The following is a 15,646-nucleotide window of genomic DNA, read 5'->3' on the forward strand; positions in this document are numbered from 1 at the left end:
AGCATACTTTATTGATAAAAAGCCGATTGATTTAGTGGAATAACTTATAAATCACCGCGATTCATCGACTTTTTTCAATTTTTTTGCTGAAGCTGAGCGCGATCAAGCTCATTATTTTTTGAGTAACTGTCGATATTTTTCTTCTTGACCAAATTCACGCGCAAACTGTTCTGCAGTCTTTTGCCCCATTTTTTTGGCATTTGCATCGCAATCCACTTGGCGTAATTGCTTTGCAATCGCCCATTCTAATTTAAACATGGCACCCATCAATGCGGTGTTGCCTTTATTGTCACGTGCGCAGCGGTCTGCACCTTGTTCTAGCAAACGATTCACAATATTTTGATGACCATAATAGGTCGCCATCATCAGTGGTGTAAAACCCGAAGCATTGCGCACATCGACCGGAAAACCGTGCTTAAGAAATTCATTGATGACTTCTTCATTGCCAGTTTTGGCTGCAGCAAAGAAAATTGCGATCAATTCCTGTTGTGAGGTCATCTGATCGCTTGCAGTTGCTTTAGCGGGGGAGATATCTTCCGCGATTGCCACGTTTGCGAATGCGGAACCAAACGCTAGAAGACTGGCTAAAGTCAAATGTTGCATAACTTTCATGATGAACTCCAACAGAAATCGAATGTAGAATTGAATTAGAAATAATTCATTTCATAAAAATGAATATTTAAGGAGTGCCTATGAAACTCCCCCTAGGGTGCAGGAAAGGTATGGAGCTTCATAGGACTTTTTTGAGGTAACGTTCTAGACCCTAGTTACCAATCCTTCAGACTGATCGAAATTAGTCTTTCAGTTGTGCTGCTTTAGCTTTTACAGTTGCAAGGTTACCGTTTACTGCTTTAGTCATACGTGTACCGTAGTCTGCATCTGCTTTATAGAAGTAAGACAACATGATGTGTTTCGTTTCCGAATCTTTCACGTTGCCAAGGTCAGCCGCCAAGTTCATGATTAAGTTTTCTTTCTCTTTCGCAGAGTATGAACGATAAAGTTCACCCGCCTGCTTGAAGTTTTGCTCTTTCACGCCTTTTTGCTGAACTGTGCCAGAAAGCGGCGTTTCAACCGCACGCGCTTTCGCAGTCGCTGGTTTTGGCTCAATACGGCTTGGCTCGTAGTTCACATTTGATGAAGTGCCACCAACATTCATGTAACCATCTTGATTGTTGTTGTTTACAGCAACTAATGGACGGTTGACTGGAATTTGTTGGTGGTTCGCACCTAAACGGTACATTTGTGTATCTGAGTAAGAAAAGATACGGCCTTGTAGCAGACGGTCTTCTGATGGCTCGATACCTGGGACTAAGTTACCTGGAGCCAATGCCACTTGTTCCGTTTCCTGGAAGAAGTTTTTCGGCATACGGTTCAGCGTCAATGTACCCACTTTAGTTTCTGGAACTAAGTTCGTTGGCCAGATTTTAGTTGGATCTAGCGGATCAAAATCAAAGCTGTTTAAATCTTTAGGATCTAACACTTGGATGTAAAGATCCCATTTCGGGAAGTTGCCCGCGTTGATGTTTTTGTAAAGATCGTTGGTTAAGTGGTTGAAGTCTTTACCTTGCAGCTCCATCGCTTCTTTAACGTTCAGACCTTTCACGCCTTGTTTAGAGCGGAAGTTGAACTTCACGTATTTATATTCGCCTTTGTCGTTGTACAGTTTGAATGCGTGTACACCGAAACCATCTTGCTCACGGTAGCTAGTTGGAACACCTTGGTTACCATACACATAAGTCAACATGTTGGTTGCCCATGGTTGGCTAGACAAGAAGTCAAATACGCGGTTCGCGTCTTGAACGTTGTCAATTGGGCTTGGCTTCATTGCGTGAATGAAGTCAGGGAATTTAATTGCATCACGAATGAAGAAGACTGGAGTTTGGTTACCCACTAAATCCCAGTTGCCTTCTTGCGTATAGAACTTGATCGCGAAACCGTGCGGGTCACGTAGAGTTTCTGGAGAATGTTTACCGTGAATTACAGTCGAGAAACGTAAGAAAACTGGAGTCTTAGTACCTGCTTTGAACAATGAAGCAATGGTGAGATCAGATAAATCTTTAGTTGCAACGAATTCACCATACGCACCTGTACCACGGGCATGTACCACACGCTCAGGAATACGCTCACGACCAAAACGTTGTAATTTTTGAACCAATTGTACGTCTTGAAGTAGAACTGAACCATTTGGACCCGCAGTAATCGAGTTTTGGTTATCGCCTACTGGTGCACCATTGTCTTTTGTTAATGGCGCTGCTTGAGTCGCCACTGTTGCTGTTGCTAACATCGCAACCAATAAAGAACGCTTAAACATCGTCTTAATCTCTCTGTTAAATACCTTTCCTGCCCCGCAAAGATACTGATACTTAATAAATAGATAAAACAGATTATTTTTATAAATTCAATCGTATTATTAGATTTATAAAAAATATACATTTCATTTTCAAATGTTTGAGCCCAAAATTTTCTAAACATCGCTTCGAAAGAATGCTGTCTTTGCTACAATCCCTGCCCTATGTTCAATTTTCTACTCGGAAGAATTTATGCGGGCCTTGTTACAACGTGTTTTGGAAGCCAAAGTGGTGGTCGATGGTGAGATCACGGGTGAAATCAATCACGGTATTTTAGTGTTTTTAGGACTTGGTAAAGCTGACGATTTAGAAAAGGGCAAAAAACTGATCGATAAGATCTTGAAATACCGTTTTTTTGATGATGAACAAGGCAAGATGGGCTGGAATGTCAGTCAAGCTGGCGGCGGTATCCTCTTGGTGTCTCAATTTACTCTGATGGCACAAACGCAAAAAGGCCTGCGCCCTGATTTTGGCCCTGCCATGCCGCCAAGCGATGCCAAAGCACTGTATGAACAGTTGGTCGATTACACCAAGCGCCAATATGACCATGTACAAACAGGTATCTTTGCTGCCGACATGAAAGTGCATTTGGTCAATGACGGTCCAGTGACCTTTAATTTAGAAGTTGAATAACCACTGAAGCATTAAAAAAGCCCTCTTTTGAGGGCTTTTCACAAGCTAGAATAATACGGTCTTAAATGGTTGTAATCAGTTTTGCACGTTGCATTACTTCCACAGGGATATCTTTCACAAGCATGACTGTTAATGACTGATCATTTTTCTTTGACGTTGTTGTTTGATTTGCGTCTAGAACAGCATTTACATCAGCGGGATTCAATGTATACATTGCACCAGTAGCTGGATCAACAATTAATAAACCAATTAATCCACCAAAAATAATATTGGCTACATACCAACCATTTACTGTCCCTGTTACCTGCACAGTTTTTGTTTGAAAACCATCTTTTTTGAACGTTACTTCATAAGCTGCTGGTTTAAAATATCCTGTACCGCGTTTTAAAGTTACAGTTGCAGGTGTGATGCCAGTATGTACTTTTTCTCCAGCTTTATTTGTAATCGAAATCGATGCTTCATCTGGCACTGACTTAAAGGTTAAAGTTTGAGTTGACCCCGAAATAATGCTTGCACAACCTGTCATTGTTAATGATGCGGCAATTAAACCCGATGTAATTAATTTTTTCATAAAAATACCCCCTAAAAAGCGGAGGTATTGTTACCAAAAAAGCGTTAAATTTCAATGAAAATTAAATTTATTTACCGGTTTTCTCTTTAATAAACGCACGTGCGATTTTGATTTTTTCTTTAACCGGTTTTGGAAGTTTAGGTGGAATTAACTTCGCCACTTGGTTAAACCAAACCAGTAGACCAAAATCACCTTCCATTTTAATACTGCCATTTTGCATACCCGTCATAAATGCTGTTGGGTCACCTTTCATTAGGGTTTTCACGCCCTGTTCGCTGTCCGCAAATTGCAAAATAAAGTCTGCTTTTTCAGCATCGCCTGAAACAGTATCAATCTGCCCATTATTTACAATAATTTGACGTGCAACACCTAAATCCGTGCCGATTTGAATACGGAATTGACGTTCATGAACCAATTCAATGAATTTAGGGCTAGTACGTGCAAGCTGTTTCATACGAAGCGCTAAACCTGCCACGAGTAAATCAAGTGGATCCGTACTGACATCAACTAAAGGTAGTTTTACGACAGGAATTGATGATAGTTTCATGACTTAAAGCCTATTGTAATTGTTGGAAAATTGACTGGCTTCATCCTACCATAACTTGGCTTTTGAGAAGTAAGGCTTTGTATCTCAAATCGGACTAATGCGTTCATAAAAAAATGCGCCCTTAGGCGCATTTTCATTGAAATTTTGTTCTGGCACTTATCGGCTCGAACATTGCTGTTCTTCATCATATACAGGCGTGTGCTCTATACATTGGCGCTTTGCCATCGCACGCTCTGCACGGCGGTCTTCACGTAATAATACTAAAGTGAATACTACCATTGCGGTCATTAATGCCGTTAAATAACTATAAGTCACTGATAATTCAAACATGGTTTGTGTACCAAATCGAATTACTTCAATGAGTCCCCACACCAGCATCCCCGCCAGCATAAAACTTAACCAGCGACGATAAGGCGAGAAGAAAACAGCAATCACAGCCGCCGATACCAAGCTCAGGCCAACGATTGTTGCTAAATTCGCTGTTAACATAAAAACCTCCGTCATTTGACAGCTGACATCTCTTGTCTTACAGGATGCTGAGCCGTCTCACTACTGTATCTTCAGTAAATAGATTTGGTCGATCTCAATCTCTTGCAAGCATTATGCTGAGTTTTTTGCATAAAAAAAGTCTCGTTTTTTGTTAATGCGACACACCTTGTCGCAACATTATTTTGTCATTACATTTTTTCTTTTTAAAGAATTTCTGGAACAATGATGGCATCTCGTTTCGAGTGTCATTACAAAAAAAACAGCTGGTTTTAGGCTAAAAAAATTAATTTTTCGAATGCTGTTAATCGTTGTTTTTATCGACAATTTTCTTCTACCGCTCATCGGATGAGCTGAATTCTTGGCATAAAAAACGCAGCCTTTTGGCTACGTTTTTTAGTATGAATTAAATGCTTTTAAGCACGATTTAAATCTTTATCATGCACCCCAAGCAGGTAAAGAACACCATCTAGACCCACGCTTGAAATGGCTTGATTAGCATTTTGACGCACCAAAGGTTTCGCACGGAAGGCAACGCCTAAGCCGGCTAAAGACAACATAGGTAAGTCATTCGCACCATCACCGACTGCAATAGCTTGTTCTAATGAAATCCCCATTTCTTCAGCGATTTGAGTCAACAAGTAGGCTTTGCGGGCACCATCCACAATATGGCCTTTCACTTCACCGGTTACCGCGCCATCTTGGACGTCCAGTACATTGGCATGGACTTCATCGATACCCAGTTTTGCTTGTAAGTATTCAGCAAAATACTGAAAACCACCTGACAAAATAGCTGTGCGATATCCCAGGGATTTCAGCGTTGAAATCAGACGTTCCGCACCTTCTGTAATGGTCAGACGTTCTGCAATCTTAGGCAATACCGAAGCATCCATACCTTTGAGCAGTGCCACACGTGCACGGAAACTTTGTTGGAAATCGAGTTCACCTTGCATAGCACGTTCAGTGATTTCAGCCACTTGAGCGCCGACACCCGCTTCAATCGCCAATTCGTCAATCACTTCTTGCTCAATCAGCGTCGAGTCCATATCAAAGCAGACCAAACGACGATTACGACGGTAAGCATTGTCTTCTTGCACGGCAACATCTACCCCTAGTTCGGTAGATAGGCGTAAACATGCTGCACGCATCGCAGTGGCATCCAACATCTGGCCTTTTAAACCAAATTGAACGCAGGCACGGCGCGGACCTTCGCTTGATCCATCTAACTCTGGACGGCCAGATAAACGAGTCACAGTTTCAATATTAAAGCCTTGGCTCGACACAATATTTGTAACTGCCTGTAAATGAGACGCCTGTAATTCTGGCGCAAGAGCCGTAACGATATAGCGTGTGCGGCCTCCCTCATTTACCCATTGTTGATATTCTGTTGTAGAGATTGGTTTAAAGCGCACAGTTAAGCCAATATCATGTGCTAAAATCAACATCTCCTTCATGGCTAATGCTGTCGCAGTCTGGTCTTCCGACGAAACAACAATACCTAAAGTCAGCTGATTGTGGATGACTGCTTGTCCGACATCTAAAATCTGTAAGGAATGTGCGGACAAAACCTGCATTAATCGTGTAAATTGATTAGGTTGGTCAGGTCCTAAAAGTGATATAAGAATGATTTCTCGCATGAATTGACTCGGGTCTGAGCTACAACTAATGTAAGAATCATAATCTAAATTGAATAGAATTGCCTTGGAAGTTTACGTTGAATGCGCCTAGACAAGGGCTATTTGCTAGCCTATTAGTAGTTTGTTTTGCTTTGCATACCTTTTTATTGGTATTGGCAACAACCCACCAACTGAACGAAAACCGTGCCAGTCAGGGACAACTGATGACCAGTCAATTGGTTACAGACAGCCTATCTGAGCTTGAGCCGGCCAATACCGTATCATTAGCCTTACTTGCTGACCGCTATGCAACCAACCCGAGCGTGGCTTCCATCCGCATCTTAAATGCCAATAATCAAGTCTTGGCTACAGGCGGTTTGACCAAAACCCGTGACGGTGAAATCTTTGTTCGTGATGCGCTGCAAAACGAAAAGAAAGTCGGAACGGTTGAAATCACTTTAATTAAACCAAGTATTGGTGAAATCTTACGTACGCAATGGGCCGCGATTCTATTTTCATTATTCTTGCATGGCTTGTTATGGTTGGCGTATCGTGCAATTGCACGTCCAAGTCGTACTGAATATTTAGCGCGAATCAACAATGAATCACGTCTAAAACACGAAATTCAAACGCTAGCGCAGGCTTTAGAACAAGAAAAACATAATGCCGCTGTGGCGATTGCTCAAGCGCAGCAAAATGCGCAAGCCAAAGCAAAACAGCATAAAGACATGAAACCAGTGGTTCTCGACAGCAACAGCTTGGCATTAAATATTCAATTTTATGATCCGAAACAGCTGCTCGATAGCGTCAACAAAACCGTGTCTGTGCCGTATTTTAATCTCTGCCAAATTTTCTTGAATAAAACCACAGAACTCTGTGTTCAACATTATAAATTGAACAGTTCTGACATCAGTACAGTGCATAAGTTTGATGAACATGGCGCAACCATCAGCATGACTGCTGACACTCCAGATGCGCTGCGTTGCCTCACCATGATCAGCTCAGTATTCCAATTGCTTTCTGATGTTTTATATAAACGCTACCGTGAAGAAAAACGTTTCGTTTTACAAACCCGTAGCGCGATTTCAAGCTCTGTCGAAGCCATGCAATTGTCTTCTGTACAAGCGGCTGAGCGTTTAGTCCAACAATTGGTTGCCAAAGAAAGTGCCATTCATGTGCCGACAACTTTGCTCAAAGAGATTTCAGATCATTTCCAATTGGTCAGCTTGCCAAATCCGACCAATGTGTTGACGCGTCATGCGTTTATGCTCAATGGTATGGACAGTGATGCCGCTGAATTGGCTCAAAACTTCAGAACTGAAATTTTAAAATCCAAACAGTCAAAAGCCTCGTAATGGTTTTAGCGAAACCAAAAATCCCGACTTAAGTCGGGATTTTTTTGTCTTAAACAGTCGAAATTTTCTGTGCAATCAAATATTTTTGCGCGTTATGCGATTCGGTACCTGCTTCAACCGTGACTTTCTCCCATTGCCCATTTGACTGCATTTCCCATGCATTTTGATTATCGTCCAAATAGTTAAGTAGACCATCTTTCATAATGCGTTTTTTCAAACGGCTTTCTAAAATGGGAAAACAGGTTTCGACCCGTGAAAATAAGTTACGTCCCATCCAATCGGCACTGGCACAGTACAATCGTTTTTCGCCTGCATGCTCAAAATAATACACTCGTGTATGCTCTAAAAAGCGCCCAACGATAGATCTCACATGAATATTCTCAGACATACCTTTGACCTGAGGAATCAAACAACAAATCGAACGGATAATTAAATCTACACGTACCCCTGCTTGCGATGCACGATACAAAGCAGCGATCAGTTGCGGTTCCGTGAGTGCATTGACCTTCACAATAATTCTTGCGTATTTTCCCGCTTGTGCGGCAACAATTTCCTGTTCAATCAGTTTCAGTAATTCAGTATGCAGGGTAAATGGTGCATGCAATAACGCTTTCAGCTTCGCCATCTTGCCCATGCCTGTCAGTTCCTGAAACATGCGATGCACATCTTCGCAAATATCGGGATGCGTCGTCATCAGGCCATAATCGGTATACATCCGTGCATTGCCTGCGTGATAGTTACCTGTTCCCAAATGGGCGTAGCGTAACAGCTGATTATTTTCACGGCGTACAATCAAAATCATCTTGGCATGGGTTTTATAGCCCACAATGCCATACACCACTACAGCGCCCGCTTCTTGCAATAAATTGGCCACGGTAATATTGGATTCTTCATCAAACCGCGCCCGAAGTTCTATAACTGCGGTTACTTCCTTACCGTTGCGAGCCGCCTCCGCCAAAACTTGTACGATGTCCGAATCTGGCCCACTGCGATAAAGCGTCTGCTTAATGGCTAAAACCTGAGGGTCTTTTGCAGCTTCACGTAATAGGTTAATAACCGGTTGAAAGGAGTCAAACGGATGATGTAACAAGACATCTTGTGTTTTTAATACATCAAAAATCGCAGTTTGTTTACGAAAAACTTTAGGAATAATCGGCGTATAGACCGGATATTTCAGTTCAGATCGATTAAAACTAGTACTGAGACGCGATAAATTGATCGGGCCGTCAATGCGATAGAGCTCCTGCTCACTCAAATCAAATTCATCTAACAAATAATCAATAATGCTTTGCGGACAATCATCTTCAATTTCTAAGCGAACTGCCCGACCAAAACGCCGTGAAGACAATTCATCTTTTAATGCCACCGCCAAGTCATCCACATCTTCAGCCAGAACCAAATCCGCGTTGCGTGTCACTCGAAAGGCATAACAGCCCGTCGCTTTCATCCCCGGAAATAGGTCATTAATGTGTTGCTGAATAATGGCGGTCAGGAAAATTTGTGTCTCTGCACTGCCTTCAACCTCGGCGGGCATTTTGATTAAACGCGGCAATGAGCGTGGCGCAGGCACAATTGCCATTTCAATGGCACGACCAAAGGCATCTTTGCCTTCTAGACTCACAATAAAGTTGAGGCTTTTATTGACCAAGCGTGGAAACGGATGCGATGGATCTAAGCTAATCGGCGTTAAGACCGGTTGAACTTCTTTACTAAAATAATGGCTAATCCACGCCCGATGTTTTTCTAAAATATCTTTAAATTGAATAAAACGAATGCCTTCACTTTGTAGTGCAGGCAATACAGCATGATTGAGGGTTTGGTATTGCTGTGCAACCGTGTCATGAATCACTTGGGAAAGTTCATCTAAGACCACTTCAGTCGGAATGGCATCTGGCGTCCGTGCAATTGCATTCAAATCTCGTTGTTTCATTAGCCCCGCAATGCGAATTTCAAAGAATTCATCTAAATTGCGTGAAAAAATGATGAGAAAATTCAAGCGTTCAAGTAAAGGTAAACTTGAATCGAGTGCCTGAGCCAAGACCCGCCGATTAAAATCTAAAAGCGACAATTCACGATTATAATAGGTCTCTGATGAATGCTGAAAATGTTGCATACCCTCTCAATGCTGCTTGAAACAGTCTATATCTAAAGTGGTTGCCGGCATGTTAGGCAGCGGAGATGACACTTATGTTACAAATAGCATTAATCAATTAAAAAAGCATGCAATTCCCTAAAACACTGTTCATCAAATCGTAAAATTTATTTTCGACATAAAAAAGAGGGACATTGCCCTCTTTTTTACTGCATTGTTTTTTTGTTTATTGTGCTGGCTTGTCTTGTTCCGATGCTTTGGGCTCACTCGTCCGTGCTGCCCAATAGGTTGCCAGTGCAGGACCCGAGATATTGTGCCACAAACTAAAAATCGCACTCGGCACAGCGGTCAAAGGTGAAGCAGCAAAATGGGTCGCCGCCAATGTCACACCCAAACCTGAGTTTTGCATCCCGACTTCAATTGATACTGCTTTACAGTCTGCATAGGGCAATTTAAATAGTCGGCTGGCCCAAAAACCCAATAGATAGCCCAAGCCATTATGTAAGGCCACTACCCCCAGAATCAGTAAACCTGATTGCAAAATCTGTGTTCGGCTACCCGCAATGATTGCCGCCACAATCGCCACAATTGCCACAACAGAAACCAGTGGCATGACCTGTATATAGGCATCCACTCGGTGCTTAAAGACAGTTCGAATCATTAACCCCACAATGATCGGAAATAAAACCACTTGTAAAATTGAAACCAACATCGATGCCGCATTAATTTCGATCCATTGGCTTGCTAACAAATAGAAAATCGCAGGGGTTAAAACCGGTGCGAGTAATGTCGAAACAGAGGTACAGGCAACAGATAATGCGGTATTACCTTTTGCCATATAGGTGATGACATTAGAGGCCGTTCCACCTGGACAGCAACCGACAAGAATGACCCCGATCGCGATCTCTGTCGGCAGTTGTAATAATTTACACAAGAAAAAAGCCAATCCCGGCATCACAATAAACTGTGCCAAAACCCCGATCATCACAGCTTTAGGGCTTTGCAATACACTTTTAAAATCTTGCAGTGTCATGGTCATGCCCATACCCAACATAATGATGCCTAGCATCCATGGGATATATGCTTTTAACCAAACAAATACATCGGGAAAAAACATGGCGAGCGCTGCAAACAGCACCACCCAAATCGCAAATGTTTTCTGCACAAATTGAGTGAATTTTAAGAAAGCCGACATAGGCATCTTCCATTTAAATACAGGGACAAAAAAAGGCACACCCTTGTGCCTTTTCTCAACTGAGCCCACTGGGTCATGCCAAAGATAATGCCTGTGCATGCTGCTGCACAATATCTTTCAGGTAAATACGCTTCACCCCATTCGCCAACATGTCTTGCCATGCATGCTGTAAAGAACCCTGTAAATCGATCCCTTTGGTCAAATCAGCAATCACAAAAGTTTCAAAACCAAGCTTACGTGCATCCATTGCCGTCCATGCAACACAGAAATCCGTGGCAATGCCCACCACAAAGACTGTATCAATACCACGTTCGCGCAAATAGCCCGCCAAACCTGTTGAAGTTTTCTGATCTGCTTCCATAAAAGCAGAGTAGCTGTCGATATGCTGATGAAAACCTTTACGGATAATTAGCTGCGCCGTTGGTAAATTTAAATCAGGATGCAATTCGGCATCCTGTGTGCCTTGTACACAATGCGTCGGCCACAATACTTGCGTTCCATAATTCAGCTCTATGCTGTCATAAGGTACATGCTCAGGATGATTTTCAGCAAAAGAGATATGGTCGGCTGGATGCCAATCTTGAGTCAGCACAATATTCGTAAAGTATTGCCCCAGTTGATTAATCCCTGAAATAATTTGATCGGCATTGGCAACAGCCAACTGACCACCTGGGGTAAAACCATTTTGTACATCGACCACAATCAGCGCTGTATTTTTTTGCATATCTCTCCATCCGTTGTCATGCATTGTCGGCGACTCTACTGATTCGCTCATATTTTAAAAGCCTTAGTATTCAGTCCTGTGCATAAAAATAAAATGACTGTCCTTCCTGACAATACCGATACTTGGGCAAATGCTCAACCAGCCGCTGTGCAAATCGTGGGTAAATACGGGCTTTTCGCCGAGTCGAAGCATGAAAATAAAAATATCGCGGTTGATGTTGAAAGATATATTTTAATAAATGGCGGCGTGTCTGTTGCATGACCTCAAATGCATTAATATTTTCAGCAACATCTTCTAGGGTAGGTTCATCGGCAAAGGCCAACCACGCATTTTGTCTAGGCTGATGGCGATTTCTTTGAAATACAGGTTTGAGTTCCAAGATAAATTCGTATTGATATAGATACAAACTGAATTCACGTTGATCAACTTTAAAAATTGCGACCAGTTTTCTTGCTGACATAGCCCCTCTACGTTGATTTTTTTGTTTTTTCTTTCTGCTGTATTTTTACATAAAATACATTTATTTAAATTGGTTTAGAGCATTAGTGCGACTTCTATTGTCGCCATAAAAAAAGCCCGCATGATGCGGGCTTTTTTTGATATGGCATGTTCCTTATGATGGAATACGACGTACCAATAACAACATAAATATTGCAGAGATTGCGATACATGGAATTGCCGCGGTAATCACCCCTGCCGCACCAAAACCTGCTGCCAATAACTGACCCGCAATTGCAGGGCCTAACATTGCACCGACACGACCAACGGCTGAAGCTACACCAACACCCGTACCACGTAACTGTGTCGGATACACGATACCACCGAAGGCATACAATACACCTTGGCAACCAATCACGAATGCACCGACTAAAGCTGACGCCATGTACATTTGAGTCAATGAACCTGCACCATTCAGCGCAAATAGACCTGCCAAAATACCGCCGTACATCAAAATGATCACATAAGCTTTCTTCCAACGATCAGTCAACATACCTAAAATGATCGTACCAATGGTTGCACTCACCATGAAGTAGAACTGCGCAGTTGCACCATCTTTACGAGTGAAACCGAGTTCGGTGAACAACGACGGTAACCAGCTCAACATGATGTACACCACCATCAAGGTGAAGAAGTAGCTCACCCAAATTGAGAAAGTACGTAAACGGTTTTCTGTGTTAAAGAGGTTTTTGAAAGCACCTTGTTGCACTTCGCCATTGGCGGTCGCTTGAACCGCTTGATCTTTGGCTTTCAAGAATTCACGCGATTCGGGCAGGAACCAAATCATCAATGGAATCACAACAATCGGTAATAAACCGCCTAAATAGAAAATATTTTTCCAGTTTGCACCGAAGTCCGTCATTGCGACCAATGATAAGATTGCCGCACCCACAGGCATACCACAGTACATCAAACCGACTGCACGACCACGATTTTGTGGCGTTACCGCTTCAGATGCCAAGGTAATTAAAATTGGCATTGCTGCACCTAAACCTGCACCTGCAAGAAAACGTACAGCGAGTAAGCTATGGAAGCTATTTACCCATACCGTACATAAGGTAAAGATGGCGAACATCCCCGTAGACCAAATTAATACTTTTTTACGGCCCATTCGGTCTGCAATCCGACCACCCAACAAAGCACCAGGTAATAATCCTAAAATACCGGCACTAAAAAACACCCCTAGCTGCGAGCTATCCAGCCCGAAATATTCACGAATCCCTGCTGCTGCAATACCTGCAGCCTGAATATCCAGACCTTCGATTACGGCAATAAGGAAGCAGATTGCTACCGTGACAATAGCATGCTTATTATCTGACTTTTCCATTGGAGAATCCTTGTTGTCATCAGCGTTCAAATTAAGTCGCATCATCGCTGAGCCTTATAAAGGATATAACTACCAATAAGTTGAAGCCTTTCGTCCAAAATTGGATTACGTGCATGGTGTAATAGTTTTTGTGCTTTAAGTCACAAAGTCGTAAAAACAATTAAAAATTTAAAATAAAAAAATATGAATCGTGCAATGAACAGTCAAATCAAGCGATCTTTTTAAACACTCATAAAAACATGTCTATTTCTATTAGATATAAAAAAGATTATTACCCAAGTTTTTAACAATCATTTGTAATAAAACCCGAGCGAATTGATATAGTTTTTAAATCTTTAGTCATTGTTATTTAATCTTAAATTCTGATTAAAAAGCACGGAATACACATAGATCAACCTTTTGCTGATGATTTAATCAATCCCATCAACCATGCCAACCCTCTCGATTGAATAACACATTTTCAAGATTCAGCCCTTGTTGAACAATTTTCAGGCTGCAAAAAAACCGCTATTTTACACTTGATTGTTTTAAGTTTGATTTGTATAAAGAATTTTATGGCTTTGACCAAAGCATATTGTTCTTATGCGTTTGATCAGTCATAATTTGCGTAAGCATTATTCAATTTGGGTATAGCCCAATGAACATGCTACAAATCAAAATTCGAAACCATCCAGAAATCAATATTTCATCTTGTCGGATGGACAAATAGGATAGCTTTTCAAAATGACTCAGCAAGCTCAGACCATTCAAGGTTCAATTGTCGCAATCGTCACCCCAATGTTTGAAGATGGCAGCGTAGATTGGAAGAGCCTCGAGAAGCTGGTTGAGTGGCATATAAAGCAAGGCACTAACAGTATTGTTGCTGTAGGGACTACAGGTGAAGCTTCTACCTTGAGCATGGCCGAACACACTCAGGTGATCAAAGAAATCATCCGTGTGGCGAACAAACGCATTCCAATTATTGCCGGCACAGGTGCAAACTCAACCCACGAAGCAATTGAACTCACCAAAGAAGCCAAAGAATTAGGTGCAGATGCGGCATTATTAGTTACACCATACTATAACAAACCTACCCAAGAAGGCCTGTATCAACACTACAAAGCGATTGCTGAAGCTGTTGATTTACCTCAAATTTTGTACAATGTACCTGGCAGAACCGGTGTAGACATGCACAACGACACCGTGATCCGTCTTGCTGATATTCCACAAATCGTGGGCATTAAAGATGCCACTGGCGATGTTCCTCGTGGTCAAGAACTCATTGAAGGCCTTAAAGGCAAAGATATGGTGGTGTACTCAGGTGATGATGCAACGGCTTATCAGTTAATGGGTATAGGTGCTAAAGGCAACATTTCGGTTACTGCGAACGTGGCGCCAAAAGAAATGAGCGAAGTGTGTGCAAGCGCTTTGGCGGGTGACGCAGTCCAAGCCGAGCAACAAAACAATACTGTTGCAAATTTACATCAAATTTTATTTTGCGAATCGAACCCAATTCCTGTGAAATGGGCACTTCATGAGATGAACCTGATTGAAACAGGCATTCGCTTACCATTAACACCCCTTGCAGAACAATATCGTACTCCGCTTCGTGAAGCACTCATCACTGCGGGCGTTATCAAATAAAGAAGAGCAAACATCATGCAATTACGTTTAGGACTTAGCCTGGCACTTTCAGTATTTACATTAGCCGGTTGTAGTTCACTTGCCTTTAATAATGGCACACTGGACTATAAACAAACCACAGATGTTGAACCGCTGAAATACCCTGAAGGGTCAATGGTTCGTCCTGCAACGCCTTTGTATCCTGCTCCATCAGTTGACCCACTAGCAATTGAGCATGCACCAAAGCTTGAAAATAAGCGCGGCAATCGCTATGCCCTTCCGCGTCCAGCCGCGGAAAAAAATAATGTCGTTGCAGATTCCTCAACAGACAGTACAAATATTAGCCGCCCTCAACTATTGGTGGATGGAAATCAAAATCCACTGATCAAAGTTGAAGGAAATTCTGCTACAATTTGGCAATACACACTTGCTACCCTCAGCAGCCTTAACCATACCATTGTTGGTCAGAGCAAAAACCGTTACGAAGTAACCGTCAAGGTCGATCAGCAGACCTATGTCTTAAGACTTTCTTCTGTAGGTTCAAGCAATAACATCGCTGTGTTCAATGCCGATAACAGTTTTGCAGACAAAGAAAAAGCTGCAGATCTGTTAGCTCAGATTTACCAAAATTGGCCAGCCTAGTCGTACTAGG

At 42.1% G+C, this 15,646-nt stretch carries 15 protein-coding genes; 4 read left to right on the forward strand and 11 right to left on the reverse strand.

From position 1 onward, the window contains the following. Positions 1-111: 111 nt before the first annotated feature. Entirely contained in the window at positions 112-612 is a 501-nt protein-coding gene (locus FTU29_RS07075) for an ankyrin repeat domain-containing protein (RefSeq protein ID WP_180121103.1), read from the reverse strand. 181 nt (positions 613-793) lie between these two features. Then, positions 794-2,311, reverse strand: a complete 1,518-nt coding sequence (locus tag FTU29_RS07080; protein WP_180121105.1) for a catalase — start codon at positions 2,309-2,311, stop codon at positions 794-796. A gap of 229 nt (positions 2,312-2,540) precedes the next feature. Between FTU29_RS07080 and dtd the strand changes: the two genes are divergently transcribed. Next, the gene (gene dtd, locus FTU29_RS07085; RefSeq protein WP_180036027.1) at positions 2,541-2,981 is read left to right on the forward strand and encodes a D-aminoacyl-tRNA deacylase; all 441 of its coding nucleotides are present in this window, start codon (positions 2,541-2,543) and stop codon (positions 2,979-2,981) included. 61 nt (positions 2,982-3,042) lie between these two features. On the opposite strand, the gene FTU29_RS07090 is transcribed toward dtd, so the two are convergent. The 4 genes from FTU29_RS07090 to serB all read right to left on the reverse strand — a co-directional run bounded on the left by FTU29_RS07090 (position 3,043) and on the right by serB (position 6,222). Beyond that, positions 3,043-3,552, reverse strand: coding sequence for a hypothetical protein (locus FTU29_RS07090; protein ID WP_111885110.1), 510 nt, complete (start codon positions 3,550-3,552; stop codon positions 3,043-3,045). A gap of 67 nt (positions 3,553-3,619) precedes the next feature. Then, positions 3,620-4,099 carry an SCP2 sterol-binding domain-containing protein gene (locus FTU29_RS07095; RefSeq protein ID WP_078190615.1) on the reverse strand — a complete coding sequence of 160 codons (480 nt, stop codon included), beginning with the start codon at positions 4,097-4,099 and terminating at the stop codon, positions 3,620-3,622. 156 nt (positions 4,100-4,255) lie between these two features. Next, positions 4,256-4,588, reverse strand: coding sequence for an AciT family ciprofloxacin tolerance protein (gene aciT, locus FTU29_RS07100; RefSeq protein WP_078193317.1), 333 nt, complete (start codon positions 4,586-4,588; stop codon positions 4,256-4,258). A 413-nt stretch (positions 4,589-5,001) separates the two neighbouring features. Further along, a complete protein-coding gene (gene serB / locus FTU29_RS07105; protein WP_180121107.1) occupies positions 5,002-6,222 on the reverse strand; it encodes a phosphoserine phosphatase SerB in 1,221 nt (406 codons plus the stop codon). A 77-nt stretch (positions 6,223-6,299) separates the two neighbouring features. Here serB and FTU29_RS07110 point away from each other — a divergent pair, with 77 nt between their 5' ends. Continuing rightward, positions 6,300-7,556, forward strand: coding sequence for a hypothetical protein (locus FTU29_RS07110; RefSeq protein ID WP_078190618.1), 1,257 nt, complete (start codon positions 6,300-6,302; stop codon positions 7,554-7,556). 49 nt (positions 7,557-7,605) lie between these two features. Here FTU29_RS07110 and ppk1 read toward each other — a convergent pair whose 3' ends face one another. From ppk1 to mhpT, 5 genes are all read right to left on the reverse strand, one after another. Continuing rightward, complete coding sequence (gene ppk1 / locus FTU29_RS07115) at positions 7,606-9,669, reverse strand: polyphosphate kinase 1 (RefSeq protein ID WP_180121109.1); 2,064 nt, start codon at positions 9,667-9,669, stop codon at positions 7,606-7,608. A 205-nt stretch (positions 9,670-9,874) separates the two neighbouring features. Then, the gene (locus FTU29_RS07120; RefSeq protein ID WP_180121110.1) at positions 9,875-10,843 is read right to left on the reverse strand and encodes a bile acid:sodium symporter family protein; all 969 of its coding nucleotides are present in this window, start codon (positions 10,841-10,843) and stop codon (positions 9,875-9,877) included. Positions 10,844-10,916: 73 nt separating this feature from the next. Continuing rightward, positions 10,917-11,567, reverse strand: a complete 651-nt coding sequence (pncA, locus tag FTU29_RS07125) for a bifunctional nicotinamidase/pyrazinamidase (protein WP_180121166.1) — start codon at positions 11,565-11,567, stop codon at positions 10,917-10,919. A 70-nt stretch (positions 11,568-11,637) separates the two neighbouring features. After that, positions 11,638-12,027 carry a hypothetical protein gene (locus FTU29_RS07130; protein ID WP_180121112.1) on the reverse strand — a complete coding sequence of 130 codons (390 nt, stop codon included), beginning with the start codon at positions 12,025-12,027 and terminating at the stop codon, positions 11,638-11,640. Between the two features lie 153 nt (positions 12,028-12,180). Further along, positions 12,181-13,392, reverse strand: coding sequence for a 3-(3-hydroxy-phenyl)propionate transporter MhpT (mhpT, locus tag FTU29_RS07135; RefSeq protein ID WP_078193261.1), 1,212 nt, complete (start codon positions 13,390-13,392; stop codon positions 12,181-12,183). A 723-nt stretch (positions 13,393-14,115) separates the two neighbouring features. Here mhpT and dapA point away from each other — a divergent pair. Both dapA and FTU29_RS07145 read left to right on the forward strand, forming a co-directional pair. After that, complete coding sequence (gene dapA / locus FTU29_RS07140) at positions 14,116-15,015, forward strand: 4-hydroxy-tetrahydrodipicolinate synthase (RefSeq protein WP_180121114.1); 900 nt, start codon at positions 14,116-14,118, stop codon at positions 15,013-15,015. A 15-nt stretch (positions 15,016-15,030) separates the two neighbouring features. After that, positions 15,031-15,636 carry a lipoprotein-34 precursor (NlpB) gene (locus FTU29_RS07145; protein WP_078193263.1) on the forward strand — a complete coding sequence of 202 codons (606 nt, stop codon included), beginning with the start codon at positions 15,031-15,033 and terminating at the stop codon, positions 15,634-15,636. Positions 15,637-15,646 lie beyond the last annotated feature (10 nt).

Origin of the sequence: Acinetobacter sp. YH12086, from assembly GCF_013419345.1 — a bacterium.
Classification (GTDB): Bacteria; Pseudomonadota; Gammaproteobacteria; order Pseudomonadales; family Moraxellaceae; genus Acinetobacter; species Acinetobacter amyesii.

Bases quoted from the DNA above. Each gene is read 5' to 3' on its own strand.
- FTU29_RS07145 (WP_078193263.1), top strand. From the start codon at position 15,031: ATGCAATTACGTTTAGGACTTAGCCTGGCACTTTCAGTATTTACATTA.
- FTU29_RS07120 (WP_180121110.1), bottom strand. From the start codon at position 10,843: ATGTCGGCTTTCTTAAAATTCACTCAATTTGTGCAGAAAACATTTGCG.
- aciT (WP_078193317.1), bottom strand. From the start codon at position 4,588: ATGTTAACAGCGAATTTAGCAACAATCGTTGGCCTGAGCTTGGTATCG.
- dtd (WP_180036027.1), top strand. From the start codon at position 2,541: ATGCGGGCCTTGTTACAACGTGTTTTGGAAGCCAAAGTGGTGGTCGAT.
- FTU29_RS07075 (WP_180121103.1), bottom strand. From the start codon at position 612: ATGAAAGTTATGCAACATTTGACTTTAGCCAGTCTTCTAGCGTTTGGT.
- FTU29_RS07080 (WP_180121105.1), bottom strand. From the start codon at position 2,311: ATGTTTAAGCGTTCTTTATTGGTTGCGATGTTAGCAACAGCAACAGTG.
- mhpT (WP_078193261.1), bottom strand. From the start codon at position 13,392: ATGGAAAAGTCAGATAATAAGCATGCTATTGTCACGGTAGCAATCTGC.
- dapA (WP_180121114.1), top strand. From the start codon at position 14,116: ATGACTCAGCAAGCTCAGACCATTCAAGGTTCAATTGTCGCAATCGTC.
- pncA (WP_180121166.1), bottom strand. From the start codon at position 11,567: ATGCAAAAAAATACAGCGCTGATTGTGGTCGATGTACAAAATGGTTTT.
- serB (WP_180121107.1), bottom strand. From the start codon at position 6,222: ATGCGAGAAATCATTCTTATATCACTTTTAGGACCTGACCAACCTAAT.
- FTU29_RS07095 (WP_078190615.1), bottom strand. From the start codon at position 4,099: ATGAAACTATCATCAATTCCTGTCGTAAAACTACCTTTAGTTGATGTC.
- FTU29_RS07130 (WP_180121112.1), bottom strand. From the start codon at position 12,027: ATGTCAGCAAGAAAACTGGTCGCAATTTTTAAAGTTGATCAACGTGAA.
- FTU29_RS07090 (WP_111885110.1), bottom strand. From the start codon at position 3,552: ATGAAAAAATTAATTACATCGGGTTTAATTGCCGCATCATTAACAATG.
- ppk1 (WP_180121109.1), bottom strand. From the start codon at position 9,669: ATGCAACATTTTCAGCATTCATCAGAGACCTATTATAATCGTGAATTG.